Origin of the sequence: Pseudomonas sp. stari2 (genome assembly GCF_040760005.1) — a bacterium.
GTDB lineage: Bacteria > Pseudomonadota > Gammaproteobacteria > Pseudomonadales > Pseudomonadaceae > Aquipseudomonas.
Genome location: NZ_CP099760.1, coordinates 1,817,394 through 1,842,509, shown reverse-complemented (window position 1 = coordinate 1,842,509; position 25,116 = coordinate 1,817,394). Strand labels below are relative to the sequence as shown.

The following is a 25,116-nucleotide window of genomic DNA, read 5'->3' as shown; positions in this document are numbered from 1 at the left end:
CAAGGACTCGCTCATGTCTCGCTGGTTCAAACACTGCGCCACCCTGTTGATCTTCATCCTCGCCCTCGGCGCGTGCAGCCGCGTCGGCCTGGCCTATCGCAATCTCGACGTGATCATTCCATGGACGCTCAGCGACTACCTGGACATGACCGGCGAGCAGAAAGGCTGGTTCAACGAACGCCTCAAGGAGCACCTGAGCTGGCACTGCACTACGCAATTGCCAGGTTATCTGGACTGGCTGGATCGCCTGCAGACCATGGTCGAAACCAATCAGGTCACCGACGCCGCACTTCAGGCCCGCACTCTGGAAGCCAAGCAGGCGATTGCCGAAACCGCCCGGGAAATCACCCCGTCGGCCATCGAGTTGCTGCAAGGGCTGGACGACAAACAGGTCGCCGACATGAACGATGCGTTTGCCAAGGATCTGCGCAAACGTCAGCAGGAATATGTGAAACCACCATTGGCCCAGCAGATCGCCGAACGCGGCGCAAGGATGGACAAACGCCTCAACGACTGGCTCGGGCCTTTGAGTGTCACGCAAGAGCAACGGGTGATGGCGTGGTCGACCGCACTCGGCGACCAGAACACCCAATGGATCGCCAACCGTGCGCACTGGCAACAGCAGTTCAGCGCCGCTGTCGCCCAGCGCAAAAGTCCGGAATTCCCACAGCGGATCGAGACCCTTCTGGTCTATCGCGAGCGTTTATGGACAGCGGATTACCGCAAGGCCTACGCCGACACTGAAGCCCAGGCGCGCTCGCTGGCGGTGGATCTGATGGCAGAAAGCACACCGCAACAACGCCAGCGCCTGTTGAAGAAAATCGAAGGGGTGCGCAAGGACTTCAATGATTTGAAGTGTCTGAAAGCTGCTAAAGCAGGCTGAGGTTTATTGAACCTGCGGGAGCCGGAAACCCGGCTCCAAAAGGGATCACAGCAGGGGTTCAGGCAATCTGCGCTTTTGACGCCACATGATCGAAAGTCGCCTCATCCAGCGCATCTTCCTGTTCATCCAGCACCTGACGCGGATGATCATTACCGGGAATGCTGCTGTCGATCAGACTCAACAGGCTAGAGCCGCGCGGGGTCAGGCTGAAGTTGTTGCCGGTGCTGCCCTCATCGTCACCCCGTGGCTCGATAAAACCGCGCAGCAACAGCTTTTGCTCATATTCACAGGCGATGGTTTTCAGATGATCCAGATTCTCGATCGGCTCGCCTGCCGCCGCTTTCTCCGCCGTATAGTCTTCAGCATAGGAACGCGGTGCGAAGCTGTGGCCTGCGCCGTTCTGCACTTCATGCAGCAGGCGTTCAATCAAATCCCAGTTATAAGTCGTCATCCTGATTCAACCTCCGGTGCGCGTGATTTATGGCGCTGTCTTAGGTTGTGACCCGAGCGGGCAATAGCCGTTCAGCTTCATTTACCGCCCCGACCGACCGGCGGTCTGTCGATTTCCGACGACGTTGAGCGACTAGTCTGAGACAGACGGTTTCAACCCCCGCAGGAGAAATCATCATGAACATTGAGAATCATCCGGTGGTGTCGCGCGAAGAATGGCTCGCCGCCCGCAAGCAGCATCTGGCCGACGAAAAGGCCTTCACCAGGGAGCGCGACCGCCTCAGCGCCAAACGCCGCGCTCTGCCGTGGGTGAAAGTCGACAAGGACTATCGCTTCATGGGGCCGGACGGCGAATTGAAACTTGCCGATCTGTTTGGCAATCACAGCCAGCTCATCGTTTACCACTTCATGTTCGCCAAAGGCTGGGAAGAAGGCTGCCAGGGCTGCTCGTTCCTCGGCGACCACTTCGACGGCGCCAATCTGCACCTGGCTCATCACGACATTGCGCTGGTGGCGGTATCCCACGCGCCATTCGCCGAATTCCAGACGTTCAAGCGGCGGATGGGCTGGAAGTTCGACTGGGTGTCGTCGGACGGTTCCGATTTCAACTACGACTTCGGCGTGTGCGCCCGTGCTGAAGACGCCGAAGCCGGAAAGGCTACCTACAACTATGAAAAGACTGACAGTAGCGAAGAGGAAATGCCGGGGCTGAGCGTGTTCTATCGCGCCAATAACGGCGAGATATTCCACACCTACTCAACCTACGCCCGGGGTCTGGACATGCTCGTCGGCGCCTACAATTTTCTCGATCTCACGCCCAAAGGCAGAAACGAGGACGAGATCATGGAGTGGGTGCGGCATCATGATCGGTATGACGGAGAGCAAAAATCCGGTTGCTGCCACGGCGACTAAGCCGGCAAAGACACTGAACTTTTCACGGGTCACGGCCCTCAACCGGTTAACCCGCCTTAACCGGATCTGAGGCCTGCCATCATGAAAACCCTGCTCACCTTCACACTCGCCACCATCCTCGCCTGCGCCCTGCCCGTGTGGGCCTGCACGCCCGAAGAGGCCACCGCCAAACGCGAACAACTGGCCCAGGAAGTGGCAAAACTCACCGAGCAAAACCCGGCCAAGGCCAAGGAAATCAACGCCGAGTTGCAGAAAATGGACCTGGGCACCGCCTCTGCCGATCTACCGGACAAATGCCAGTTGATCGACCAGCGCTTGAAGGAGCTGGATTCGGCCGAGCATAAAACCGAGGGGTAACGGCCTCAGGCTTCGGCTTCCACCACCAAGGACATGCTCATGCAGTGTCCTTTCGCCCGCAAAATTGCACTAATGCATTCATTTATTTGCATAAATGCATATTCAGACCTAGGGTTACCTTGAGCCTGCTCGAAACCCGCCGCAGAAGTGGCAACCCTTAACCGCCGACGGCTCACAAATCTACGCAGGACATTTATTTTCATTCATGGAGGATTGAAAAATGTTAACCACTGAAACAACGCAGTTCACCGGCAACACCCTGCCCGGGTGCCTGACCGGCCATCTGCTCGACGCGCAACTGGTCGAGGTCGAAGCCGCGCCACAGGCCGAGGCCCTGGCGGCCTCAAGCCTGAACTTCACGATGCAGCAACAGACCCAGACCAACTGGTGCTGGGCCGCGGTTTCCGCTTCGGTTGGCAACTATTACGGCACCGGGTCCTGGACCCAGTGCGGTGTTGCCAGCACCCAACTGAACCGCAACTGCTGCAGCCAGCCGGGTCCGTGCAACGTCTACGGCTATCTGGATTCGGCCCTGCAAACCACCCGCAGCTACAACGGGATGAATCAGGGTTCGTTGCAGATGTCGGCCATCCAGAACCAGATCAACATGGGCCGGCCTGTCGGTCTGCGTTGTGCCTGGTATGGCGGCGGTGCGCACTTCCTGACGATCTATGGCACCAACGGCAACTACGTGCTGGTCGCGGATTCGATCTATGGCTATTCGACCCGCGCACTGAGCTCGTTCCCCGGTTCCTACAACGGTGGCGGCAACTGGACCCACACTTACTTCACGGCGAAAAACTAGGAGGGCGACATCATGCAACTGACTTATCCAAAGGCGCCTTCCAACGGCGTACAGACCTTGCGCCCGGTGCTGCAAGCGGCGCTGCAAACCCAGGGTTTTGGCATCAATCGCCAGTTCGCCAGTGCTGCACCGGCGAAAATCAGCCTGAGCGAGGCCTATCGCGGCTACTCGCTGAGCCTGGAGGATCTGAGCCAGGGCAAAGGCCTGAGGGACGCCCGGCTCGGCGACTGGCATTACCTGGTGTTTGCCGACGGCGTGTCGATTGCCGATGCGCAATTGGCTGAAGTCCGCGGTCACGTCGAGTTCGCCTCGTTGAACCACGGCAACCTGGCAACCGCCACGGTCGATGCGCTGAAGCTGGCGGAGCAATCGCCACAGTTGCAGGGCAAAACCGTGGAGCTGCGAGTGCTGTTCGTTTCGGCGCTGCATGTCGTAGCGATCTGGCTGCACGCAGCAGGTGAAGATGTGCTGATCCCGATCGAGCCAACCCCCAAGGAACTGGCACTGACCGGGTTGTACAGCGAGGCAGCCCTGCTCGCACAGCTCAAACCGAAGGCGGATCAGGCCAAGCAGCGCTTTGACGCCGACACCCGTGGACAGCTGGGCAGCTGATAAACGCAGGCAATAAAAAACCCGGACAGTGTCCGGGTTTTTTATTGCCTGCCTGAAACGCCTTACTCGGCCGCAGGTGCAGCCGGCTTGCGGCGCTTGAGCGGGGCCATGCCGTCGCTGCTCACCAGAGAATCAGGCTTCGGACGGTTGGCGCTCTTGCGCTTGGTCGGGGTCTTGGCGGCGGCTTTTTTCTTGTCGCCCTTGGCGTCGGTCTTTTTCTTCTTCACGCCAACGGCCTTGCCCGAGGCCTTGACCTTTTTCGGTCCGCCGTAGGTGCCTTTGACTTCCTTGATAGTGCGGCGCTCGAAGCTTTGCTTCAGATAACGCTCGATGCTCGACATCAGGTTCCAGTCGCCGTGGCAGATCAGCGAGATCGCCAGACCGTCGTTGCCGGCGCGGCCGGTACGGCCGATGCGGTGTACGTATTCGTCGCCGCTGCGTGGCATGTCGAAGTTGATCACCAGATCCAGGCCGTCAACGTCCAGACCACGGGCCGCCACGTCGGTGGCCACCAGAATCTTCACGCCGCCCTGCTTCAGACGGTCGATCGCCAGTTTGCGATCCTTCTGGTCTTTCTCGCCGTGCAGCACGAACGCCTTGTATTCCTGGGCGACGAGACGACCGTAGATGCGGTCGGCCATGGCCCGGGTGTTGGTGAAGACGATAGCCTTCTGATAGGTCTCGTTGGCCAGCAGCCAGTTGACAATCTGTTCTTTGTGCTGGTTGTGGTCGGCGGTGATGATCTGCTGACGGGTGGTGTCGTTCAGCTGGCTGACCGCGTTGAGCTGCAGGTGCTCAGGGTTGTTCAGCACCTTGGCGATCATCTCGCGCAGGCCGGAACCGCCGGTGGTGGCGGAGAACAGCATGGTCTGCTGACGGTTCGGGCATTCGTCGACCAGACGCTGCACGTCTTCGGCAAATCCCATGTCGAGCATGCGGTCGGCTTCGTCGAGCACCAGCACTTCGACTTCTTTCAGATCCAGGTTGCCGGCGTTCAGTTGCTCGATCATCCGGCCCGGCGTACCGATCAGGATGTCCGGCACCTTGCGCAGCATGGCGGCCTGAACCTTGAAGTCTTCACCGCCGGTGATCAGGCCGGACTTGATGAAAGTGAACTGCGAAAAGCGCTCGACTTCCTTCAGGGTCTGCTGGGCCAGCTCGCGGGTCGGCAGCAGGATCAGGGTCTTGATGCTGACGCGGATCTTGGCCGGACCGATCAGGCGGTTGAGGATCGGCAGGACAAACGCGGCGGTCTTGCCGCTACCGGTTTGCGCCGTCACCCGCAGGTCACGCCCCTGAAGCGCCAGCGGAATGGCCGCGGCTTGCACAGGCGTTGGCTCGACAAATTTCAGCTCGGCCACGGCTTTGAGCAGGCGTTCGTGCAGGGCGAATTGGGAAAACACGGGTGCTACCTCGAAGATATGCAGAAAAACAGCTGCATAGGTTACCGGTTTCGAGCGCTCAGGCCGAGTTTCTTTATGAAATCAGCCGCAATCAGTGGCTTTTTTGTTGCTCGATTTGTCTCCAACGGTAATACACAGCGTCTTAAATGCTCTAATCGCCCGTCGCGTCCTACAGAAGAATCGTCGTCCTCATGGATTTAAAACAGCTCTGGCTCAACACCCAAGACCTCTGGGGTGCCCTCGATCAGCACCCCCTCCTTCATGCCGGCCTGGCATTGCTCCTGCTTCTGGTGATCGCACTGATCCTCGGACGAGTGGCACGCTACCTGATCCTGCATGCCAGCCGCATCCTCGGTCGCCAGCCCGCGCTGCACTGGCTCAACGACTTTCGGCATAACAAGGTGTTCCAGCGTCTGGCACAGATGACGCCGTCGCTGGTGATCCAGTTCGGCCTGCACCTGGTGCCGGAGCTGAGCAAGACCGCCATGGTTTTCCTCGGCAACGTCGCGCTGGCGTTCACCATTCTGTTCCTGCTGCTGTCGGTCAGCGCCCTGCTCAACGCCCTGCTGGACATCTACGCCCGCACCGAACACGCCCGCACCCGCTCGATCAAGGGTTACGTGCAACTGGCGAAAATGGTTTTGTACGTGTTCGGCGCGATCATCATCGTCGCCACCCTGATCGACCGTTCGCCGCTGTTGCTGCTGTCCGGTCTGGGTGCGATGTCGGCGGTGATCCTGTTGGTCTACAAGGACACCCTGCTGTCGTTCGTCGCCAGCGTGCAACTGACCAGCAACGACATGCTGCGGGTCGGCGACTGGATCGAAATGCCGCAAGTCGGTGCCGATGGCGACGTGGTCGACATCACCCTGCACACGGTCAAGGTGCAGAACTTCGACAAGACCATCGTCTCGATCCCGACCTGGCGCCTGATGTCCGAGTCGTTCAGAAACTGGCGCGGCATGCAGCAGTCCGGCGGGCGGCGGATCAAACGCAGCCTGTTCATCGACGCCAGCGGCGTGCGTTTCATCCGCGACGATGAAGAAGAAAAACTGTCCCAGGTGCACCTGCTGACCGCGTACATGGGCCGCAAGAAAGCCGAGCTCAAGGCCTGGAACGAAGCGCAGGGCAACGTCGCGGCGATGTCGGCCAACCGCCGGCGCATGACCAATATCGGTACCTTCCGCGCCTACGCGCTGGCCTATCTGAAGAGCCACCCGGAGATCCAGCCGAACATGACCTGCATGGTCCGCCAGATGCAGACCACGGCCCAGGGCATTCCGCTGGAAATCTACTGCTTTACCACTACCACGGTGTGGGCCGATTACGAGCGGATCCAGGGGGATATTTTCGATTACCTGCTGGCGGTGCTGCCGGAGTTCGGGTTGAGCCTGTATCAACAGCCGAGTGGTGGGGATTTGCGCTCCGGGATATTGCCGGCAGTCCTTGGCGCGAGCCACATTCCGGAAGCCGAAAAACATCTGATGTAGCGCTTTCTTCAGCGCAAAAAAAAGACGCAACCCAGGTTGCGTCTTTTTTTGTCCGGCCGACTTGTCAGGCCTGACGCTGCGGTGCCTTGTGCACCATGGTGTAGGCGTAGTCGACGCCCATGCCGTACGCGCCGCTGTGTTCCAGCACCAGGTCCATCACCGCCTGATAAGTGTCTTTGTGCGCCCAGTCACGCTGGTACTCGAGCAGCACTTGCTGCCAGGTAACTGGTACAGCGCCTGCCTGAATCATCCGCTGTACCGACATGTCGTGAGCTTCTTTGGTGGTGCCGCCAGACGCGTCGGTGACGATGTACACCTCGTAGCCTTCGGCCAGGGCTTCCAGGGCCGGGAAGGTCAGGCAGACTTCGGTCCACAGCGCGGCGATGATCAGTTTCTTGCGGCCGGTGGCCTTCACCGCGTCAACCAGCGCCTTGTCTTCCCAGGAGTTCATCGAGGTGCGCTCGATCGGTTTCTGCTCCGGGTGCACCGCCAGCAGTTCCGGCCAGATGTAGCCGCTGAAGCTTTCGGTTTCGACCGAGGTGTAGATGGTCGGCACGTTGAAGATCTTCGCTGCCTTGGCCAGGCCGACGGCGTTGTTCTTCAGGGTTTGACGGTCGATCGACTGTACGCCGAAAGCCATTTGCGGCTGGTGGTCGATCAGGATCAGGGCGGAGTTGGTCGGGTTCAGCAGTTCACGGATAGACATGGCGCGTTCCTTTTGATGTCGATTCAAAGTTTCGATTGGGTATTGGGTGAGTCGAGGCGTTTTGCCGTCTTCGGCGTTGTTGTCTCGGCTTGGATGTCACTTTAGGGGCTAGCCGATAAAGGGACAATTCCCTAAAATCGAGAATCATTGATTCTAAAAAAGGGACAATCATGGATCGCATCGAATGCATGCGCGCCTTCGTGGTAACAGTCGGCGAGAACGGCTTCGCGGCCGCCGCCCGGGCCATGGACGTGCCCCGCTCGAAAGTCAGCAAACAGATTCAGGCGCTGGAAGAAGCCATCGGCGTGCAATTGCTGCAACGCACCACCCGCAGCCTGCACCTGACCGAGGCCGGTGCCGAATATTTCGAAGCAGCGCGGGAAGTGATTGCGGCACTGGACGAGGCCGAACAGCGAGCCCGGGACGGGGTTGGCGAATTGCGCGGGGTGTTGCGGGTGAACGCACCGATGTCGTTCGGCCTGCGGCGACTGGGCAAGCTGATTCCGCTGTTCCACGAACAGCATCCGAACATCGAGCTGCAACTGGTGCTCAGCGACCAGCAGGTCGATCCGGTGCGCGGCGGGTTCGACGTGACCATCCGTATCGCCAGCCTGCCGGACTCGACCATGATCGCCCGGCAACTGGCGCCCGCGCCGCGAATCATGGTCGCCTCCCCCGCTTATCTCGAACGTGCGGGCACGCCGCAGACCCCACAGGATCTGCGCTCACATCAGTGTTTGAACTACGGCTATCTGCAAAGCGGCGTCAGCCTGCAACTGTGCAACGGCAAGGAGACGCAACGAGTCAACGTCACTGGCCCGTTGCACGCCAACAATGGCGACTTGCTGGCGCAAGCGGCCGAGGCCGGCATGGGCATCGCGCTGCTGCCGGACTTCATCGTCGAAGAAGCGCTGGCGGCCGGGCGACTGGTACCGGTGCTGTGCGAATGGCAGGCACCGGCGATCACCATCAACGCCGTGTATTCGTCAGCGCGGCGGGTGCCGCAGAAGACGCGCGCGTTTATCGAGTTTCTGGTGGGACAACTGGCGCCGGCTTGCGAATCCCCAACCGGCTGATCCACACCGCCGCCAGAATCACGCTGCCACCGAGGAACAACCGCCCCAGCTCTTCATGCTGATTCCAGATCAGCAGGTTCAGCAGCAAGCCCACTGGCACGTGCAGGTTGTTCATCACCGCCAGGGTGCCGCCGTTGACCAGGCACGCGCCCTTGTTCCACCAGTACAGACCGAGTGCGGTCGAGACCAGCCCCAGGAACACCAGCACACCCCATTGCAGCGGCGCTTCGGGCAGGAAGTTGGATTTGCCGAACAGCAGGAACGCCGGCAACGCCACCGCGAGTGCGCCGAGGTAGAAAAAACCGAAGCGCCGGTAGTGCGGCAGATCGCTCGGGTGCTTCGTCACCAGATGCTTGTACAGCACCTGCCCGGCGGCGTAGGTGAAGTTGGCCAGTTGCAGCAACAGGAAACCCATGAAGAAGTCCGGGTTGATCCGGTCGTAGCGGATCACCGCCGCGCCCGCCACAGCCACCAGCGCCGCAATCAGTGCCCACGGGTTGAAGCGGCGGTTGAGCGCATCTTCGATCAGGGTCACATGCAGCGGCGTGAGGATGGTGAACAGCAGCACTTCCGGCACCGTCAGCACGCGGAAGCTCAAATACAGGCAGACGTAGGTCACGCCGAACTGCAATGCACCGATCAGCAGCATGCCGCGCATGAACGCCGGTTCCACCGAACGCCAGCGCGTCAGCGGGATGAATACCAGCCCGGCCAGCACCACGCGCACCAGCACCGCGAAGTAACTGTCGACATGCCCGGCCAGGTATTCGCCGATCAGACTGAAGGAAAACGCCTGGATCAGCGTGACAATAAGTAGATAGCCCATGGTCGCCTCGATTTCGAATGGCGGCGACGATAGCGGTTTTTGCCGGCCATCGCTAAATCCCGGGCAAAAAAAAGCCCGATCTCGCTAAAGCGTTCAATCGGGCTACAGCACTCAGGAGCAACAAGTGCAAAGGGAGGTTCGATGCGCGTAGAGCCTTGAAGGGGTTGCGCCAGGTCACTAGAACAATCGGCGATTATCTGGCGATTAACATATCAAGCGACCTGGGACAGTTTGGCGTTGGCCTGGTTGAGGCCTTTCTCCTGGAAGTCGCCGCCCAGATTCATGCCTTCGGCGTGGATGAAGGTCACGTCGTGGATACCGATGAAACCCATCACCTGACGCAGGTACGGTTCCTGGTGATCCGCCGGGCCGCCGGCGTAGATGCCACCACGAGCGGTCAACACATAGGCACGCTTGCCGCTGAGCAGGCCTTGCGGGCCGGTTTCGGTGTACTTGAACGTCACGCCGGCACGCAGCACGTGGTCAAGCCAGGCTTTCAGGGTGCTTGGAATCGCGAAGTTGTACATCGGCGCGGCCATCACCAGCACGTCGGCGGCCAGCAATTCATCGGTCAGCTCGTTGGAGCGATCCAGCGAGGATTGTTCGTTGGCATTGCGCTGCTCGGCGGATTTCATCCAGCCGCCCAGCAGGTTGCTGTCCAGGTGAGGCACCGGGTTCACGGCGAGGTCACGTACGGTGATCTGATCGGCCGGGTGTGCAGCTTTCCACTGACTGATGAAGGTCTGGGTCAGTTGACGGGATACCGAGTCTTGCTGGCGGGCGCTGCTTTCGATGATCAGAACGCGGGACATGTTGTGTAGCCTCCATCCGAGAATGTTGTAAGTCGATGGAATGAAGGTTAAACAGAGTCGTATCGATGAAAAAGCGCAAATAACTGCTATAAAGCATCGATAAATTCGTTTATAAGCTGACGCACACCTTGTGGGAGCACACTGGCTCCCACAAAGAGGCGGGTGTTATTTCGGGTTGCAGCTCAGTTCGACGCGCAGCTTGATGATCTCGCGGGAGAACTTGGCGGTGGCGTTTGTATGTTTGCCGGCCGGCACTTCGATATTGCGGGTGCGCGGCGCCTCCGGGCCATTGCTGAACACGACTTTGCAGACCGCGTCGACCTCGCCGTAGTTGGCGACCCGGATGGAGCCGATGTCTTTATCGGTATCGAAGGACTCGTAGTCGATCTTCAAGCCATTGAGATTCTTCTGCACATCGATCGGATACGCAAACGCGGTCAGCGGTAGCAACGCCAGCACCACACAACAGAATTTTTTCATTCGGCAGTCTCCATGAGGGACAGCCAGCTTAGGACAAGAGGAGCTATCGATGAAAGCGCCCCGCGTGACCCTTGATCAATGGCGAACGTTGCAGGCGGTGGTCGACCACGGCGGATTCGCCCAGGCTGCCGAGGCCTTGCACCGCTCGCAATCGTCGGTGAGTTACACCGTCGCCCGCATGCAGGATCAGCTCGGCGTGCCGTTGTTGCGTATCGACGGCCGAAAAGCCGTGCTCACCGAAGCCGGCGGCGTATTGTTACGTCGCTCTCGACAACTGGTGAAACAGGCCAGCCAACTGGAAGACCTGGCCCATCATATGGAACAGGGCTGGGAAGCCGAAGTGCGGCTGGTGGTGGACGCCGCGTACCCCACTGCCCGCCTCGTTCGCGCCCTGACGGCCTTCATGCCGCAGAGCCGCGGCTGTCGCGTGCGCCTGCGCGAAGAAGTGCTGTCGGGTGTCGAAGAGGTCTTGCTCGAAGGCGTGGCCGACCTGGCCATCACCGGCCTGAGCATTCCCGGCTACCTGGGCGCGGAGTTGAGCGACGTGGAATTCGTTGCCGTCGCCCACCCCGAACACGCCCTGCATCGACTGAACCGCGAACTGAATTTCCAGGACCTGGAAACCCAGATGCAAGTGGTCATCCGCGACTCCGGTCGCCAGCAGCCGCGGGACGTCGGCTGGCTCGGCGCCGAACAGCGCTGGACCGTCGGTAGCCTTGCCACCGCCGCCAATTTCGTTTCCAGCGGCCTGGGTTTTGCCTGGCTGCCACGGCACATGATCGAACGGGAATTGAAGGAAGGCCTGCTCAAGCTGCTACCGTTGGATCAGGGCGGCAGCCGCAATCCGAGTTTCTATCTGTATTCGAATAAGGACAAACCGCTGGGCCCGGCCTCGCAGATCCTCGTCGAACTGTTGCGCACCTTCGACACCTTGCCGCTGGACGCGCCGTTCGCCGCCCCCGAACAAGCCTGACACGGAGTTCACCGATGGCGTATTTCGAGCATGAAGGTTGCAACCTGCACTACGAGGAATATGGCCACGGTGATCCGTTGCTGCTGGTTCATGGGCTCGGCTCCAGCACGCTGGACTGGGAAATGCAGATTCCGGCACTGGCCGCGCACTATCGGGTAATCGTCCCGGATGTGCGCGGCCACGGCCGCTCAGACAAGCCCCGCGAGCATTACAGCATCGCTGGCTTCAGCGCTGACATCGTCGCGCTGATCGAGCACCTGAAGCTTGGTCCGGTGCACTACGCCGGCCTGTCAATGGGCGGCATGATCGGCTTCCAGTTCGCCGTCGATCAGCCGCAGATGCTCAAGAGCCTGACCATCGTCAACAGCGCACCCGAGGTCAAAGTGCGCAGCCGCGACGACTATTGGCAGTGGTTCAAGCGCTGGAGCCTGATGCGCCTGCTGAGCCTGGCCACCATTGGCAAGGCCCTGGGCGCCAAACTGTTCCCCAAACCGGAGCAGGCCGATTTGCGACAGAAAATGGCCGAGCGCTGGGCAAAAAACGACAAACGTGCTTATCTCGCCAGCTTCGATGCGATTGTTGGCTGGGGGGTCCAGGAACGACTTTCGAGGATCTCCTGTCCAACGCTCGTCGTCAGCGCCGACCGGGACTACACCCCCGTTTCGCTGAAAGAAACCTATGTCAGACTGCTGCCCGATGCGCGGCTGGTGGTGATCTTCGATTCGCGCCACGCCACCCCGCTCGATCAGCCCGAACGCTTCAATCAAACGCTGCTGGCGTTTCTTGCCACAGCCGATAATCACCCTCAGGATCACTGAACCATGCTGAAAAAACTCGCCCTCGCCGCCGGCACCGTGCTGTTCGCCGCCAACCTGATGGCTGCCACGCCGGCCAAGGCGCCTCACGTCGAACTGGTGACCACCAACGGCACCATCGAAATCGAGCTGGACCCGGTCAAGGCGCCGATCAGTACCAAGAACTTCCTCGATTACGTCGACAGCGGTTTCTACACCAACACCATTTTCCACCGTGTGATCCCGGGCTTCATGGCCCAGGGCGGCGGCTTCACCCAGCAGATGCAACAGAAAGAAACCAAGGCACCGATCAAGAACGAAGCCAGCAACGGTCTGCACAACGTTCGCGGCACCCTGTCGATGGCCCGCACTTCCGATCCGAACTCGGCCACCAGCCAGTTCTTCATCAACGTCGCCGACAACGCGTTCCTCGATTCGGGCCGCGACGCCGGTTACGCGGTGTTCGCCAAAGTGGTCAAGGGCATGGACGTGGTCGACATCATCGTCAACTCCCAGACCACCACCAAACAGGGCATGCAAAACGTGCCTGTCGACCCTGTGATCATCAAGTCGGCCAAGCGCATCGACTAAGCTTTACAGGGCGTATCGAGCGGCCGCGGCTTAACCCCGCGCCGCTCACACTGATAAAAGGAGAGCCCGTACTCCGGGCGGTTATCTGATGCTCTATCGCCGTTTCGAACAACTGATCGACATATTCCGTGATGCTCCTACGGCATCCCCGCCGGATCGTGTTCTGCCCTTCTATACCTATTACCTGAAGCAGGTCTGGCCGAGTTTCGCCGCCCTGCTGATCGTCGGTCTGTTCGGTGCCCTGATCGAAGTGGCGCTCTTCAGCTACCTCAGCCGCATCATCGACCTTGCCCAAGGCACACCGAACGTCGACTTTTTCAAAGTGCATGGTACCGAACTGGCGTGGATGGCCGTGGTGGCCCTGCTCCTGCGACCGCTGTTCCTGGCCCTGCACGACATGCTGGTGCACCAGACCCTGAGCCCGAGCATGACCAGCCTCATCCGCTGGCAGAACCACAGTTACGTGCTCAAGCAGAGCCTGAATTTCTTCCAGAACGACTTCGCCGGGCGCATCGCCCAGCGCATCATGCAGACCGGCAACTCGCTGCGTGATTCCGCGGTGCAGGCAGTGGATGCGTTGTGGCATGTGCTGATCTATGCGATCAGCTCGCTGGTGCTGTTCGCCGAAGCCGACTGGCGCCTGATGATCCCGCTGCTGACGTGGATTGCCGCCTATATCGGCGCACTCTATTACTTCGTGCCACGGGTCAAGGACCGCTCCGTCGCCGCTTCCGACGCGCGCTCGAAACTGATGGGGCGCATCGTTGACGGCTACACCAACATCGCCACCCTGAAGTTGTTCGCCCACACCAACTTCGAACAGCACTACGCCCGCGAGGCGATTCAGGAGCAGACCGAAAAAGCCCAGCTGGCCGGCCGCGTGGTCACCAGCATGGACGTGGCCATCACCACCATGAACGGTCTGCTGATCGTCGGCACTACGGGCCTGGCCCTGTGGCTGTGGACGCAATCGCTGATCAGCGTCGGCGCCATCGCCCTGGCGACCGGCCTGGTGATCCGCATCGTCAACATGTCCGGCTGGATCATGTGGGTGGTGACCGGCATCTTCGAGAACATCGGCATGGTCCAGGACGGCCTGCAGACCATCTCGCAACCGGTCAGCGTCACCGACCAGGAACAGGCCAAACCGCTGGCCGTGGCCCGCGGCGAAGTGCGTTTCGAGCACGTGGATTTTCACTACGGCAAGAAGAAAGGCATCATCGGCGACCTCAACCTGACCATCAAACCCGGCGAGAAAATCGGCCTGATCGGCCCGTCCGGCGCCGGCAAATCGACCCTGGTCAACCTGCTGCTGCGCCTGTACGACGTCGAGGGCGGGCGGATCCTGATCGATGGCCAGAACATCGCCGAAGTCGGCCAGGAAAGCCTGCGCTCACGAATCGGCATGATCACCCAGGACACCTCGCTGCTGCACCGCTCGATCCGCGACAATTTGCTGTACGGCAAACCTGACGCCACCGATGCCGAACTCTGGGAAGCGGTGCGCAAGGCCCGCGCCGACGAGTTCATCCCGCTGCTGTCGGATGCCGAAGGTCGCACCGGTTTCGACGCGCATGTTGGTGAGCGCGGAGTGAAACTGTCCGGCGGCCAGCGCCAGCGGATCGCGATTGCCCGGGTGCTGCTCAAGGACGCGCCGATCCTGATCATGGACGAAGCGACCTCGGCGCTGGACTCGGAAGTCGAAGCGGCGATCCAGGAAAGCCTGGAAACCCTGATGCAGGGCAAGACCGTGATCGCCATTGCCCACCGCCTCTCGACCATTGCCCGTATGGATCGGCTGGTGGTGCTGGAGAACGGCAAAATCGCCGAAAGCGGCAACCATGCCGAACTGCTGGCCCATGGCGGGTTGTATGCGCGGTTGTGGGCACACCAGACCGGAGGGTTTGTCGGCATCGACTGACCTTTCGCGAAACACAGAAACCGCCAGAGCCCTTGTTCCATGGGCTCTGGCGGTTTTTTATCGCCTGCTGGAAATCCCCACAAATCCTGCTGTACTCAGCGAAGGCTCTGGAGATGAACCTGTCGTAATTGCAAGGAAGCACAATTCGATACAGTCTCGATAGCGCGTCTATCAAGGACACTCTCATGTCTCTGTTAAAACGTTCAGCCACGGAGTTGTTGGGTACGTTCTGGTTGGTGCTGGGTGGTTGCGGCAGTGCGGTGATCGCCGCGTCCTCACCAGTGGGTATCGGCGTGCTGGGGGTGGCCCTGGCGTTTGGCCTGACGGTGCTGACCATGGCGTTTGCCATCGGCCACATCAGCGGGTGTCACCTCAACCCGGCCGTGTCGGTCGGTCTGGTCGTCGGTGGTCGGTTCCCGGCCAAAGAACTCCCCGCCTACATCATCGCCCAGGTGATCGGCGGGATCCTGGCAGCGGCGCTGCTGTATCACATCGCCAGCGGCAAGGAGGGTTTCGACATCGCCGCCGGTCTTGCTTCAAACGGTTATGGTGAGCACTCGCCGGGCAAATACTCGATGGCCGCAGGCTTCATCACAGAACTGGTGATGACCGCGATGTTCGTGGTGATCATCCTCGGCGCCACCGACAAACGCGCCCCTGCGGGGCTGGCACCGATCGCCATCGGCCTGGCCCTGACGCTGATCCACCTGATCTCGATTCCGGTGACCAACACCTCGGTCAACCCGGCCCGCAGTACGGGCCCGGCGCTGATGGTCGGCGGCTGGGCCATCGCGCAGTTGTGGATGTTCTGGGTTGCGCCACTGTTGGGCGCGGTGGTGGGCGGTGTGGTCTATCGCTGGCTGGGCAAGGAAGACACCTGAGGAGAGTGGGCGAGGATCAGGCTTGCCGATATGGCAAGGCGCTCCTCGCTTCTTCTGCGTAAGCCAGCACACCGGCGCGCTCCTGCTGGAGGAAATCCTTCACGGCGGCTTTCAGGCCGGGATGGCGCAGGTAATGCCAGGAATGGGTGATCACCGGTTCGAAACCGCGAATCAACTTGTGTTCGCCCTGGGCGCCAGCGTCGAAACGCTGGTAACCCCGGGCAATCGCGTAGTCCATGCCCTGATAGAAACAGGTTTCGAAATGCAGTCGGTCGTACTCGGCCAGGCAGCCCCAGTAACGCCCGTAAAAACTGTCGCCCCCCACCAGACTGAACGCCATCGCCACAGGTCTTGAGCCCTGTTTGGCCAACACGACACGAATCGATTCCGGCATGCGCTCGGCCAATAGACTGAAGAACTCCCGCGTCAGATACGGCGCCTGACGGCGCACTGCATAAGTGTTGGCGTAGCAGGCGTAGACAAAATCCCACTGCACCTCATCCAGCTCTCGTCCTTCCAGCCATTCGAATTCGAAGCCCTGCCCCGCCACTTGCTCGCGTTCCTTGCGCATCTGCTTGCGCTTGCGTGAGCTGAGCACGTCGAGAAAGTCCTGGAAATCGCGATAACCGCGATTCTGCCAGTGGTACTGACAGCCGATGCGTTGCAGCCAGCCCGGTTGTTCGGCCATGGCAGCGTCGGTGAACGTGTCGGTGAAGTTGATGTGGGCGCTGGAGAGTTCTTCGATTTCCAGATAGCCCGGCAGGCTCTTGAGCAGTTCGAATCCGTCCTCGACATTCGCCGCCAGCAACCGCGGACCACTGACCGGACTAAACGGCACCGCGCTCAGGAACTTGGGATAGTAATCAATGCCGGCGCGGGCGCAGGCATCGGCCCAGCCGTGATCGAACACGTATTCGCCGTAGGAATGCCACTTGCGATAACCCGGCAGCGCCGCGACCACACGGCCGTCTTCAACGTGCAGCAAATGCTCCGGTTGCCAGCCGGTGTGCGGGCCGACACTGCCGCTGTCTTCCAGCGCGCCGAGGAAGGCATGACGCAGAAACGGCTGGTTGTCCGGCACCAGTGCATCCCAGAGCGCCGGTTCGATTTCCGACAGTTTTTGCAGGCGCTGCAACGGCATTTTCCTCTCCACTTTTGGCCCTGAAAGCCTCGCGAGTATCGCTGATCGGCCCTGTCTTGCCCACGTCCGATTGCGCGACAGCGCTCTAGATCAATAGTTCACGCAAGTTTTGTATCGTCATCAACCTGCCATCACCGTGCCACTGCTCTGTCATAAACCATCGCGATACTGGCGCCTGTTTTTAGAGCGCCGGGTTCTACCCGGACACAGTTTTCCGACGTTCAAATCGTCGGTTGTGCCCGGGATGGTTCAGCCATCCCTCTCATCTTCGGAGATTGCTATGCGTCTTGCTTCCACGAAAACTGCGGCGGCCCTGTGCGGTGGCCTGTTGCTGGCCATGAGTGTTCCGGCCAGTGCCGCAGTCGACGCCAAACTGCTCGACATGCTCAAGGCTAACGGTTCCATCACCCAGGCGCAGTACGTAGAACTGCAAACCGAACTGGCCCAGGATCAGAAGGCCCGGCAAATCGCGCAGCAGGCGCAGCAAGAGACCAACGAGCAAATCGCGGCAACCGCGAAGAAAACCAATGAGCTGAGCAGCTTCGACCAGAAGCTGGCCTGGGCTGCCAAGACCCAGTTCAAGGGTGATGTACGTTTCCGTCAGGAAACCGTGAAGAACGATGGCGTGCCGAACGCCAAGGACCAGGACCGTCAGCGCATTCGTGCCCGTCTGGGTGCCTACACCGAAATCAACCCGCAGGTTGATACCGGTATCCGTATCGCCACCGGCAGCAGCGACGACGCCCGCTCCACCAACCAGGACCTGAACAACTACTTCGACAAGAAGCAGATCTGGCTCGACCAGGGTTACGTCGACTACCACCCTGACGCGGTCAAGAACCTGCACCTGATCGCCGGCAAGATGAACCAGCCCTGGGTGAGCATGGGCGACATCATCTGGGACAGCGACATCAACCCGGAAGGTCTGGCCGTCACTTACAAGTACCCGCTGAACGGCAGCGCCGAACTGTTCGGTAGCGCCGGTCACTACACCCTCAAGGACAACGTCGACGGCGAAGGCGTGCAGTTCAAGCACGACCTGCGTCTGTACGCTGGCCAGCTGGGCGGTCGTTTTGCACTGACCGACAGCCTGAAACTGACCCTGGGCGGCAGTATCTACTCCTACGACAACGACAAGGACAGCGCCTGCCCGACCACCGGCACCGTTACCGCGCCATGCGCCCTGGCCGTCAACGGCAACAGTCCGAACGAAACCTTCAAACTGTATGAAGGCTTCGGTCAGCTGGACATCGCCAACCTCCCGGTTCCGCTGTCGATCTACGGTCAATACGTGAACAACAACGACGCCAGCAACGATCAGGACACTGGCTGGCTGGCCGGTGTGAAGACCAAGGTTTACGGCTTCGGCATCGATTACAACTACCGCGACGTACAGCGTAACGCGGTGGTGGGTGCCTTCACCGACTCCGACTTCGCCAACGGTTACACCGGTTCCCGCGGCAGCAAGTTGAAAGTGAGCTACGAGCTGGACAAGAACTTCACCTTGGGCGCCACGTATTTCATGGCTAACTCGGACTACACCAACGCCAGCCTCAAGAAAACCGACTCCGACATCAACACCCTGCAACTGGATGCCGAAGCCAAGTTCTAAAACCGCAGTAAAAAGCTTCAAGCAACCAGTGAATGCCTCACTTCTCGCTTGAAGCCGATTTTCTCCGACAGCCCGGCGCCGCAGCAGCGATCCCCATCATCCGTTCGCTGCTGTTACGCCGGGTTGTTTTTTGCCTCAGGGACTGTCTTTTCGCCGCTGCGCCGCCAGATGCTCGGCCAACGCGTCCACACCCTCATCCGGTTTCTCCGGCATCACCCGCAATGTCGCCTGCATCAAACGCATCTGGCGAATGAATCGCCGACAATTGGGGCAGAACATCAGGTGATGACGCACCATCAGTTTCTCGCGAAAGCTCAACTGGCCATCGAGATAATCGCTGGATCGTGCCACTTGCTCCTTGCAGGTCAACATTCACCTGTCTCCTCAAAATGTTCCACGGTCGCGAAGACCTTCAAACGTGCCCGGTGCAGCAGCACACGGACATTGGAGAGCGATATCTCCAGAAGATTACAGATCTCTTCCAGCTCCAGGCCTTGACGCTCGCGCAGCAACAGCACACTGCTCTGCAGTTCTGACAGGCTGAGCAGCGTGTGTTCCAGGCATTCGCGCAGTTCATTTTCGGTCAGCAGCGCTTCGGGCGTGTCCTGATGCCAGGCGAACGGTGCGATCAGCCAGTGGCCGTCGCCGGGGGAAAATCGGTCGTCGTCGATGGTGCCGTGGGGCGACGGCAGATCATCCATCAGCACTTCGCGACGGTTTTGTTTGTAACGGCCCTTGGCCGAGTTGGCGGTGATGGTCAGCAGCCAGGTCTTGAGACTGGAGCGGCCCTCGAAGCTGCCGATATGACGCACCACCGACAGCCAGGCGTCCTGCACCACTTCTTCGACGTGGCGCTGGCCGACAATCGCATAAGCCACCGCGCGCATGGCGCTCTGGTAAGTCGTGACCAGTTCCTTGAAAGCCTTTTGCTCACCGGCCAACAAACGTGTCAGCAGTTGAGTGTCGTCAGCCGCCATCCCTCAATCCCCTTGTCCTGACTTCGAAAATGATAACGGCAGGATGGCGCTCAACGCACCATCCTGCCGTCATTTTCGAAAATTACAGCGTTGCAGCTGATCCGGCTGTAGGAAAGATCAACGCGATTAAGAGGAAATTAACCTTAATCTCAACGCTTGCGCAGAATCACGCTACCAATCGAATAACCGGCACCGAACGAACTCAGCACCGCCAGCGAACCGGCCGCCAGATCATCCTGATACTTGTGGAACGCGATCACGGAACCGGCGGAGCTGGTATTGGCGTAGGTGTCGAGAATCACCGGGGCTTCTTCTTCAGTCGCTTCGCGGCCCAGCAGCTTGCGCACGATCAGGTGGTTCATGCTCAGGTTGGCCTGGTGCAGCCAGAAGCGCTTCACGTCACCGACGTTGAGCTTGTTCTCTTCCAGATGCTCGCCGATCAGCTCGGCCACCATCGGGCAGACATCCTTGAACACCTTGCGGCCTTCCTGCACGAACAGTTTGTCGCGGGCACCGATGCCCTCTTCCGCCGCGCGGTTGAGGAAGCCGAAGTTGTTACGGATGTTGTTGGAGAACTTGGTCAGCAGTTTGGTGCTGACCACGTCGAACTGGTGCTTCGACGTCGCCGTATCGGCACGCTCGATGACGACGGCAGTAGCGGCGTCGCCGAAAATGAAGTGGCTGTCGCGGTCGCGGAAGTTCAGGTGACCGGTGCAGACTTCCGGGTTGACCATCAGGATCGCCCGGGCCTGGCCCAGTTGCACCGTATTGGCGGCTTGCTGGATACCGAAGGTGGCCGACGAACAGGCAACGTTCATGTCGAAACCGAACCCCTGGATACCCAGCGCTTCCTGGACTTCGATGGCGATGGCCGGGTAGGCGCGTTGCAGGTTGGAGCAGGCAACGATTACACCGTCGATGTCGGCAGCCGTTTTGCCGGCACGCTGCAAGGCTTGTTCGGCGGCACCGATGGCCATCTGGCAGAGCACCGACCATTCGTCGTTGGAGCGCTCAGGCAGGCGTGGCGCCATGCGCGCTGGGTCGAGAATGCCGTCCTTGTCCATGACAAAACGGCTCTTGATGCCCGAGGCTTTTTCGATAAACGCGGCGCTGGATTCGGTCAGGGCCTGGACTTCACCGCTGGCGATGGCGTCAGCGTTGTCGGCGTTGAACTGCGCGACGTAGGTATTGAAAGACTGCACCAGCTCTTCGTTGGAGATGCTGTTGGCCGGGGTGTACAGGCCGGTGCCGCTGATGACGACGTTATGCATGGTCGTTTCTCTAATCTGTTCAGGCAGAAAGTGCTGGCACCGACGTGCCAACACGCAAAGGGTCTATTCCCATAGAGGGGACGCAAAAACCTTGCATCGCTTTATTCCGACCTCGCCCGCGGCTGACAAGGCTCAAAACCGCGGGGCCGGCGTTTATAGGCGCGAAGTTTGCCATAAACCTTGGCATTTGGCGCCTTTTGCAGGATCGGAGGTCAGGCCTCGACCTGCGTCCACTGTTTGTTCAGGCGCTTGTCGGAGATCGGCACTTTCGTCCCCAACTGCTGGGCGAACAGCGAAACCCGATACTCTTCCAGCCACCAGCGGTACAGCTCGAGCTGGGGATCGCGTTTGCCTTCCTGTGCGTGTTTGGCCGCGCGAGTCTGGTATTGCGTCCAGAGGCCGGCGAGTTCGCCGCTCCAGACCCGGTCCTTCTGCACCTGCGCGCCCAGTTTCTCGAAACGTTGCTCGACGGCTTTCAGGTAACGCGGCAACTCCTTGAGCCACTGCATCGGCGTTTCGCGGACGAAGCCCGGATACACCAGATGGCTGAGCTGCAGTTTGATGTCGTTAAGCGCTACCGCCTGAGCCAGATCGATCTTGCCCTTGAAGCGTTTTTGCAGACCGTGCCAGAGCTTGAGAATTTCCAGGGTCAGACGCGCCACCCGCTCGGCGTGCTCGGTCCAACTGCCGCGCTTGCGCTCGGCCAGTGCTGCCAGTCCTGCGCCATCACGAGGCAATGGGTCTTCGCCGTCGAGAATGCAGCTGTCGAGGCTGGCCAGCAGAATGTCTTCCACCAGCGCGTCGACCCGGCCCAGTTCGCGGTACAGCAGGCCCAGTTCGGTCAGGCCCGGCAACTTGCCGCGCAGGAACTTCGCCGGTTCGGCCAGTTGCTGCATCAACAGTCGCTGCAAGGCGCGGCGATGCTGGAACTCGGCTTCGGCAGGTGTCGAGAAGCGCCCTTCCTTGACCGTGCCGCCCTCTTCCACCAGCGCCGGATACACCGTCATCGACAGCCCGGCGATCTTCTGCTGAGTCTTTTCCGCCACCGGCGCGAAGACTTTGGCCTCCACCGGTTGCTGGCTTTTCGCACTCTGCGGCACGGCCAATGCAGCTTGGCTGGCTTCGGCGAAACGTGCGGTCAGCTCCGCCAGATCCCGTCCTTCGCCAAGGAACTTGCCCTGACCGTCAACGATTTCCAGGTTCATCCGCAGATGGCTTTCGACCTGTTGCTCAGCTTCCGCCCAGGCCTCATCACTGACCCGCGCACCGGTCATGCGCAGCAGCTCACGGCCCAGCGCCTGCGGCAACGAACCTTCGGCAAACGTCATGCGTTGCAGCGCAGCCTTGATAAAGTCCGGCACCGGCACAAAGTTCTTGCGCAAGGCCTTGGGCAGGTTGCGCACCAGCGCAATGCACTTCGCCTCGATCAGCCCCGGCACCAGCCATTCCAGACGTTCCGGTGGCAGCATCGGCAACAACGGTGCCGGCACACGCAGGGTCACGCCGTCGCGCGGATGATTCGGTTCGAAGTGGTAACTCAGCGCCAGTTCCAGATCGCCGATGTGCAGCGTGTCCGGGTAATGCTGGGCGGTGACTTCGCTGGCTTCGCGAGCCAGCACGTCTTCCTCGCGCATGATCAGCAGTTGCGGATTTTTCTGGCTGTTGACCCGATACCAGCTGTCGAACGTCGCGGTCTGGTGGATCTCCGCCGGCAGTCGCGCATCGTAGAAAGCGTAGAGGGTTTCCTCGTCGGCCAGAATGTCCCGGCGACGGGCCTTGGCTTCCAGTTCGTCGAGCTGTTCCAGCAATTGCTTGTTGGCGGTCAGGCATTTGGCCCGGGACTGAATCTCGCCGCGCACCAGGCCTTCACGGATGAACAGCTCGCGCGAGACCACCGGATCGACCGGGCCGTAATGCACCGGTCGACGCCCGACCACGATCAGGCCGAACAGCGTGATCTGTTCGAACGCGACGACCTGGCCGCGCTTCTTCTCCCAGTGCGGTTCGAAGTGATTCTTCTTGATCAGATGCCCGGCCAGCGGCTCGATCCAGTCGGCGTCGATCTTCGCCACCATCCGCGCGTAGAGCTTGGTGGTTTCCACCAGTTCGGCGGTCATCACCCACTGCGGGCGCTTCTTGCCGATGCCCGACGACGGGTGAATCCAGAACCGCCGCTGACGGGCGCCAAGGTAGTCGCCGTCCTCGGTTTTCTGGCCGATCTGGCTGAGCAGGCCGACCAGCACAGCCTTGTGCAGCTTCGGATAATCCGCCGGCTCTTTATTGAGGCTCAACTGCAGGTCGCGGCAGATCAGGCTCAACTGGCGATGGGAATCACGCCACTCACGCAAGCGCAGGTAGTTGAGGAAATTCTTGCGGCACCAGTTGCGCAGCGGATTGGCGGTCAGCGCCTGGCGCTGTTCTTCGAAGCCACGCCACAGATTGACCAGCGCAGCGAAGTCCGAATCGGCATCCTTCCACTGCGCGTGGGCCTGATCGGCGGCTTGCTGGCGCTCCGGCGGACGCTCGCGCGGATCCTGAATCGACATGGCACTGGCGACGATCAGCACTTCCTGCAAGCTGCCGAGCTTGGCGGCTTCGAGCAGCATGCGGCCCATGCGCGGGTCCACCGGCAGGCGCGCCAACTGGCGGCCAAGCGGGGTCAACTGACTGTTGCGATCTACCGCCGAGAGTTCTTGCAGCAGGTTGAAACCGTCGCTGATCGCCTTGCCGTCCGGCGGCTCGATGAACGGGAACGCGGTGATCTCGCCGAGGCGCAGATGCAGCATCTGCAGGATCACGGCGGCAAGGTTGGTACGCAGGATTTCCGGATCGGTAAATTCCGGGCGACCGAGGAAATCCTCTTCGCTGTACAAACGCACGCAAATGCCCGGCTCGACCCGGCCGCAACGACCTTTACGCTGGTTGGCGCTGGCCTGGGAAATCGCTTCGATCGGCAGACGCTGGACCTTGGCGCGGTAGCTGTAGCGACTGATCCGCGCGGTACCGCTGTCGATCACGTAACGGATGCCCGGCACGGTCAGCGAGGTTTCGGCGACGTTGGTCGCCAGCACCACTCGACGGCCCGGGTGGGACTGGAAAATCCGCTGCTGCTCGGCCGGCGACAGGCGCGCGTACAACGGCAGGATTTCGGTGTGTTTGAGCTGGGCTTTACGCAGCATGTCGGCGGCGTCGCGAATCTCGCGCTCGCCCGGCAGGAACACCAGCACGTCGCCAGGGCTGCGACGCTCGCTGCGCTCGTAAGCGGCAATTTCATCAAGGGTAGCGAGGATCGCCTGATCCACGGTCAGGTCGTCCTCGACGCGGTTGCCCTCTTCGTCCTGCTCCAGGGTCAGCGGGCGATACCAGGTTTCCACCGGGAAGGTGCGGCCGGACACTTCTACGATCGGCGCGTCATCGAAATGTTTGGAGAAACGCTCCAGATCGATGGTCGCCGAGGTGATGATGACTTTCAGGTCCGGACGACGCGGCAGCAGGGTTTTCAGGTAACCCAGCAGGAAGTCGATGTTGAGACTGCGTTCGTGCGCTTCGTCGACGATGATCGTGTCGTAGCGTTCGAGGTAGCGATCGTTCTGGGTTTCCGCCAGCAGGATGCCGTCGGTCATCAGTTTGATCAGGGTGTTGGCATCGCTCTGATCCTCGAACCGTACCTGATAGCCGACCAGCGCGCCCAGCGGTGTGCCGAGTTCTTCGGCGACTCGGCTGGCCACACTGCGCGCCGCGATTCGGCGCGGCTGGGTGTGGCCGATCAAGCCATACTGGCCGCGACCGATCTCCAGACAGATTTTCGGCAACTGCGTGGTTTTGCCCGAGCCGGTTTCGCCGGCGATGATCAGCACCTGGTGCTTTTCCAGGGCCTTCTTGATTTCGTCACGCTTGGCCGCGATCGGCAGGCTGTCGTCGTAACGGATCACCGGCAGGCTGGCCTTGCGCGCCAGCACCTGATCGCAGGACGCCTGCATGCGCGCCACCCACTGGGCCAGCTTGGCCTCGTCGGGTTTCTTGCGCAGCTCAAGCAACTGCCGCCGCAGCCGGTGGCGGTCGGCGAGCATGGCGTGATCGAGGTTTTTCAGCAGTTTGTCGATGGAGGGCGATTCGTCGGTCATCGGGTACGCAATTCGGTCG

24 protein-coding genes are annotated in these 25,116 nt (G+C 60.5%); 13 read left to right on the top strand and 11 right to left on the bottom strand.

From position 1 onward, the window contains the following. Positions 1-13: 13 nt before the first annotated feature. Positions 14-883, top strand: coding sequence for a DUF6279 family lipoprotein (locus NH234_RS08520; protein WP_085730091.1), 870 nt, complete (start codon positions 14-16; stop codon positions 881-883). Between the two features lie 58 nt (positions 884-941). Here NH234_RS08520 and NH234_RS08515 read toward each other — a convergent pair whose 3' ends face one another. Further along, positions 942-1,334 (bottom strand): transcriptional regulator, encoded by a 393-nt coding sequence (locus NH234_RS08515; RefSeq protein WP_367256297.1) that lies wholly within the window; start codon positions 1,332-1,334, stop codon positions 942-944. 176 nt (positions 1,335-1,510) lie between these two features. Here NH234_RS08515 and NH234_RS08510 point away from each other — a divergent pair, with 176 nt between their 5' ends. The 4 genes from NH234_RS08510 to NH234_RS08495 all read left to right on the top strand — a co-directional run bounded on the left by NH234_RS08510 (position 1,511) and on the right by NH234_RS08495 (position 4,019). Further along, on the top strand, positions 1,511-2,245 hold the full coding sequence (locus NH234_RS08510; protein ID WP_367256296.1) for a DUF899 domain-containing protein: 735 nt from the start codon (positions 1,511-1,513) through the stop codon (positions 2,243-2,245). 81 nt (positions 2,246-2,326) lie between these two features. Then, positions 2,327-2,602: a hypothetical protein gene (locus NH234_RS08505; protein ID WP_085730088.1), complete on the top strand. Its 276-nt coding sequence runs from the start codon at positions 2,327-2,329 to the stop codon at positions 2,600-2,602. Positions 2,603-2,822: 220 nt separating this feature from the next. Continuing rightward, the gene (locus NH234_RS08500) at positions 2,823-3,407 is read left to right on the top strand and encodes a papain-like cysteine protease family protein (protein WP_367256295.1); all 585 of its coding nucleotides are present in this window, start codon (positions 2,823-2,825) and stop codon (positions 3,405-3,407) included. 12 nt (positions 3,408-3,419) lie between these two features. Then, positions 3,420-4,019: a hypothetical protein gene (locus tag NH234_RS08495; protein WP_085730086.1), complete on the top strand. Its 600-nt coding sequence runs from the start codon at positions 3,420-3,422 to the stop codon at positions 4,017-4,019. Between the two features lie 62 nt (positions 4,020-4,081). Here NH234_RS08495 and NH234_RS08490 read toward each other — a convergent pair whose 3' ends face one another. Continuing rightward, positions 4,082-5,422, bottom strand: a complete 1,341-nt coding sequence (locus tag NH234_RS08490) for a DEAD/DEAH box helicase (RefSeq protein ID WP_085710336.1) — start codon at positions 5,420-5,422, stop codon at positions 4,082-4,084. Positions 5,423-5,613: 191 nt separating this feature from the next. Between NH234_RS08490 and NH234_RS08485 the strand changes: the two genes are divergently transcribed. Continuing rightward, positions 5,614-6,912 (top strand): mechanosensitive ion channel family protein, encoded by a 1,299-nt coding sequence (locus NH234_RS08485; protein WP_367256293.1) that lies wholly within the window; start codon positions 5,614-5,616, stop codon positions 6,910-6,912. Positions 6,913-6,976: 64 nt separating this feature from the next. On the opposite strand, the gene NH234_RS08480 is transcribed toward NH234_RS08485, so the two are convergent. Next, positions 6,977-7,618 carry a hydrolase gene (locus tag NH234_RS08480; RefSeq protein WP_367256291.1) on the bottom strand — a complete coding sequence of 214 codons (642 nt, stop codon included), beginning with the start codon at positions 7,616-7,618 and terminating at the stop codon, positions 6,977-6,979. Positions 7,619-7,788: 170 nt separating this feature from the next. On the opposite strand from NH234_RS08480, the gene NH234_RS08475 reads away from it, so the two are divergent. Next, positions 7,789-8,694 (top strand): LysR family transcriptional regulator, encoded by a 906-nt coding sequence (locus NH234_RS08475; protein WP_085605645.1) that lies wholly within the window; start codon positions 7,789-7,791, stop codon positions 8,692-8,694. Here NH234_RS08475 and NH234_RS08470 read toward each other — a convergent pair. The 3 genes from NH234_RS08470 to NH234_RS08460 all read right to left on the bottom strand — a co-directional run bounded on the left by NH234_RS08470 (position 8,639) and on the right by NH234_RS08460 (position 10,812). Continuing rightward, entirely contained in the window at positions 8,639-9,520 is an 882-nt protein-coding gene (locus tag NH234_RS08470) for a carboxylate/amino acid/amine transporter (protein WP_367256289.1), read from the bottom strand. The genes NH234_RS08475 and NH234_RS08470 overlap by 56 nt on opposite strands. 212 nt (positions 9,521-9,732) lie before the next feature. After that, entirely contained in the window at positions 9,733-10,332 is a 600-nt protein-coding gene (locus tag NH234_RS08465) for an FMN-dependent NADH-azoreductase (RefSeq protein ID WP_085730052.1), read from the bottom strand. A 165-nt stretch (positions 10,333-10,497) separates the two neighbouring features. Beyond that, on the bottom strand, positions 10,498-10,812 hold the full coding sequence (locus NH234_RS08460; RefSeq protein ID WP_085710332.1) for a 3-phosphoglycerate kinase: 315 nt from the start codon (positions 10,810-10,812) through the stop codon (positions 10,498-10,500). A 49-nt stretch (positions 10,813-10,861) separates the two neighbouring features. Here NH234_RS08460 and NH234_RS08455 point away from each other — a divergent pair, with 49 nt between their 5' ends. From NH234_RS08455 to aqpZ, 5 genes are all read left to right on the top strand, one after another. After that, positions 10,862-11,785, top strand: a complete 924-nt coding sequence (locus NH234_RS08455) for a LysR family transcriptional regulator (RefSeq protein ID WP_065258273.1) — start codon at positions 10,862-10,864, stop codon at positions 11,783-11,785. 14 nt (positions 11,786-11,799) lie between these two features. After that, positions 11,800-12,603 (top strand): alpha/beta fold hydrolase, encoded by an 804-nt coding sequence (locus NH234_RS08450; protein WP_367256287.1) that lies wholly within the window; start codon positions 11,800-11,802, stop codon positions 12,601-12,603. A 3-nt stretch (positions 12,604-12,606) separates the two neighbouring features. Then, positions 12,607-13,170, top strand: coding sequence for a peptidylprolyl isomerase (locus NH234_RS08445; protein ID WP_367256286.1), 564 nt, complete (start codon positions 12,607-12,609; stop codon positions 13,168-13,170). An 88-nt stretch (positions 13,171-13,258) separates the two neighbouring features. Further along, positions 13,259-15,091, top strand: coding sequence for an ABC transporter ATP-binding protein (locus tag NH234_RS08440; protein WP_367256285.1), 1,833 nt, complete (start codon positions 13,259-13,261; stop codon positions 15,089-15,091). A gap of 185 nt (positions 15,092-15,276) precedes the next feature. Then, positions 15,277-15,972 (top strand): aquaporin Z, encoded by a 696-nt coding sequence (gene aqpZ, locus NH234_RS08435; RefSeq protein ID WP_085730049.1) that lies wholly within the window; start codon positions 15,277-15,279, stop codon positions 15,970-15,972. Between the two features lie 16 nt (positions 15,973-15,988). Here the strand turns inward: aqpZ and NH234_RS08430 are convergent, their stop codons facing one another. Continuing rightward, positions 15,989-17,113, bottom strand: coding sequence for a GNAT family N-acetyltransferase (locus NH234_RS08430; RefSeq protein ID WP_367256283.1), 1,125 nt, complete (start codon positions 17,111-17,113; stop codon positions 15,989-15,991). Between the two features lie 280 nt (positions 17,114-17,393). On the opposite strand from NH234_RS08430, the gene NH234_RS08425 reads away from it, so the two are divergent. Further along, positions 17,394-18,725: a putative porin gene (locus NH234_RS08425; RefSeq protein WP_085730047.1), complete on the top strand. Its 1,332-nt coding sequence runs from the start codon at positions 17,394-17,396 to the stop codon at positions 18,723-18,725. A 135-nt stretch (positions 18,726-18,860) separates the two neighbouring features. Here NH234_RS08425 and NH234_RS08420 read toward each other — a convergent pair whose 3' ends face one another. The 4 genes from NH234_RS08420 to hrpA all read right to left on the bottom strand — a co-directional run bounded on the left by NH234_RS08420 (position 18,861) and on the right by hrpA (position 25,097). Beyond that, the gene (locus NH234_RS08420; protein WP_085730046.1) at positions 18,861-19,097 is read right to left on the bottom strand and encodes an anti-sigma factor; all 237 of its coding nucleotides are present in this window, start codon (positions 19,095-19,097) and stop codon (positions 18,861-18,863) included. After that, positions 19,091-19,702, bottom strand: coding sequence for a sigma-70 family RNA polymerase sigma factor (locus tag NH234_RS08415; protein WP_085730045.1), 612 nt, complete (start codon positions 19,700-19,702; stop codon positions 19,091-19,093). Before NH234_RS08415 ends, NH234_RS08420 begins: the two co-directional genes overlap by 7 nt. Positions 19,703-19,851: 149 nt before the next feature. Continuing rightward, positions 19,852-20,973, bottom strand: coding sequence for a beta-ketoacyl-ACP synthase III (locus tag NH234_RS08410; RefSeq protein WP_085730044.1), 1,122 nt, complete (start codon positions 20,971-20,973; stop codon positions 19,852-19,854). 212 nt (positions 20,974-21,185) lie between these two features. Further along, positions 21,186-25,097, bottom strand: coding sequence for an ATP-dependent RNA helicase HrpA (gene hrpA / locus NH234_RS08405; RefSeq protein ID WP_367256281.1), 3,912 nt, complete (start codon positions 25,095-25,097; stop codon positions 21,186-21,188). Positions 25,098-25,116 lie beyond the last annotated feature (19 nt).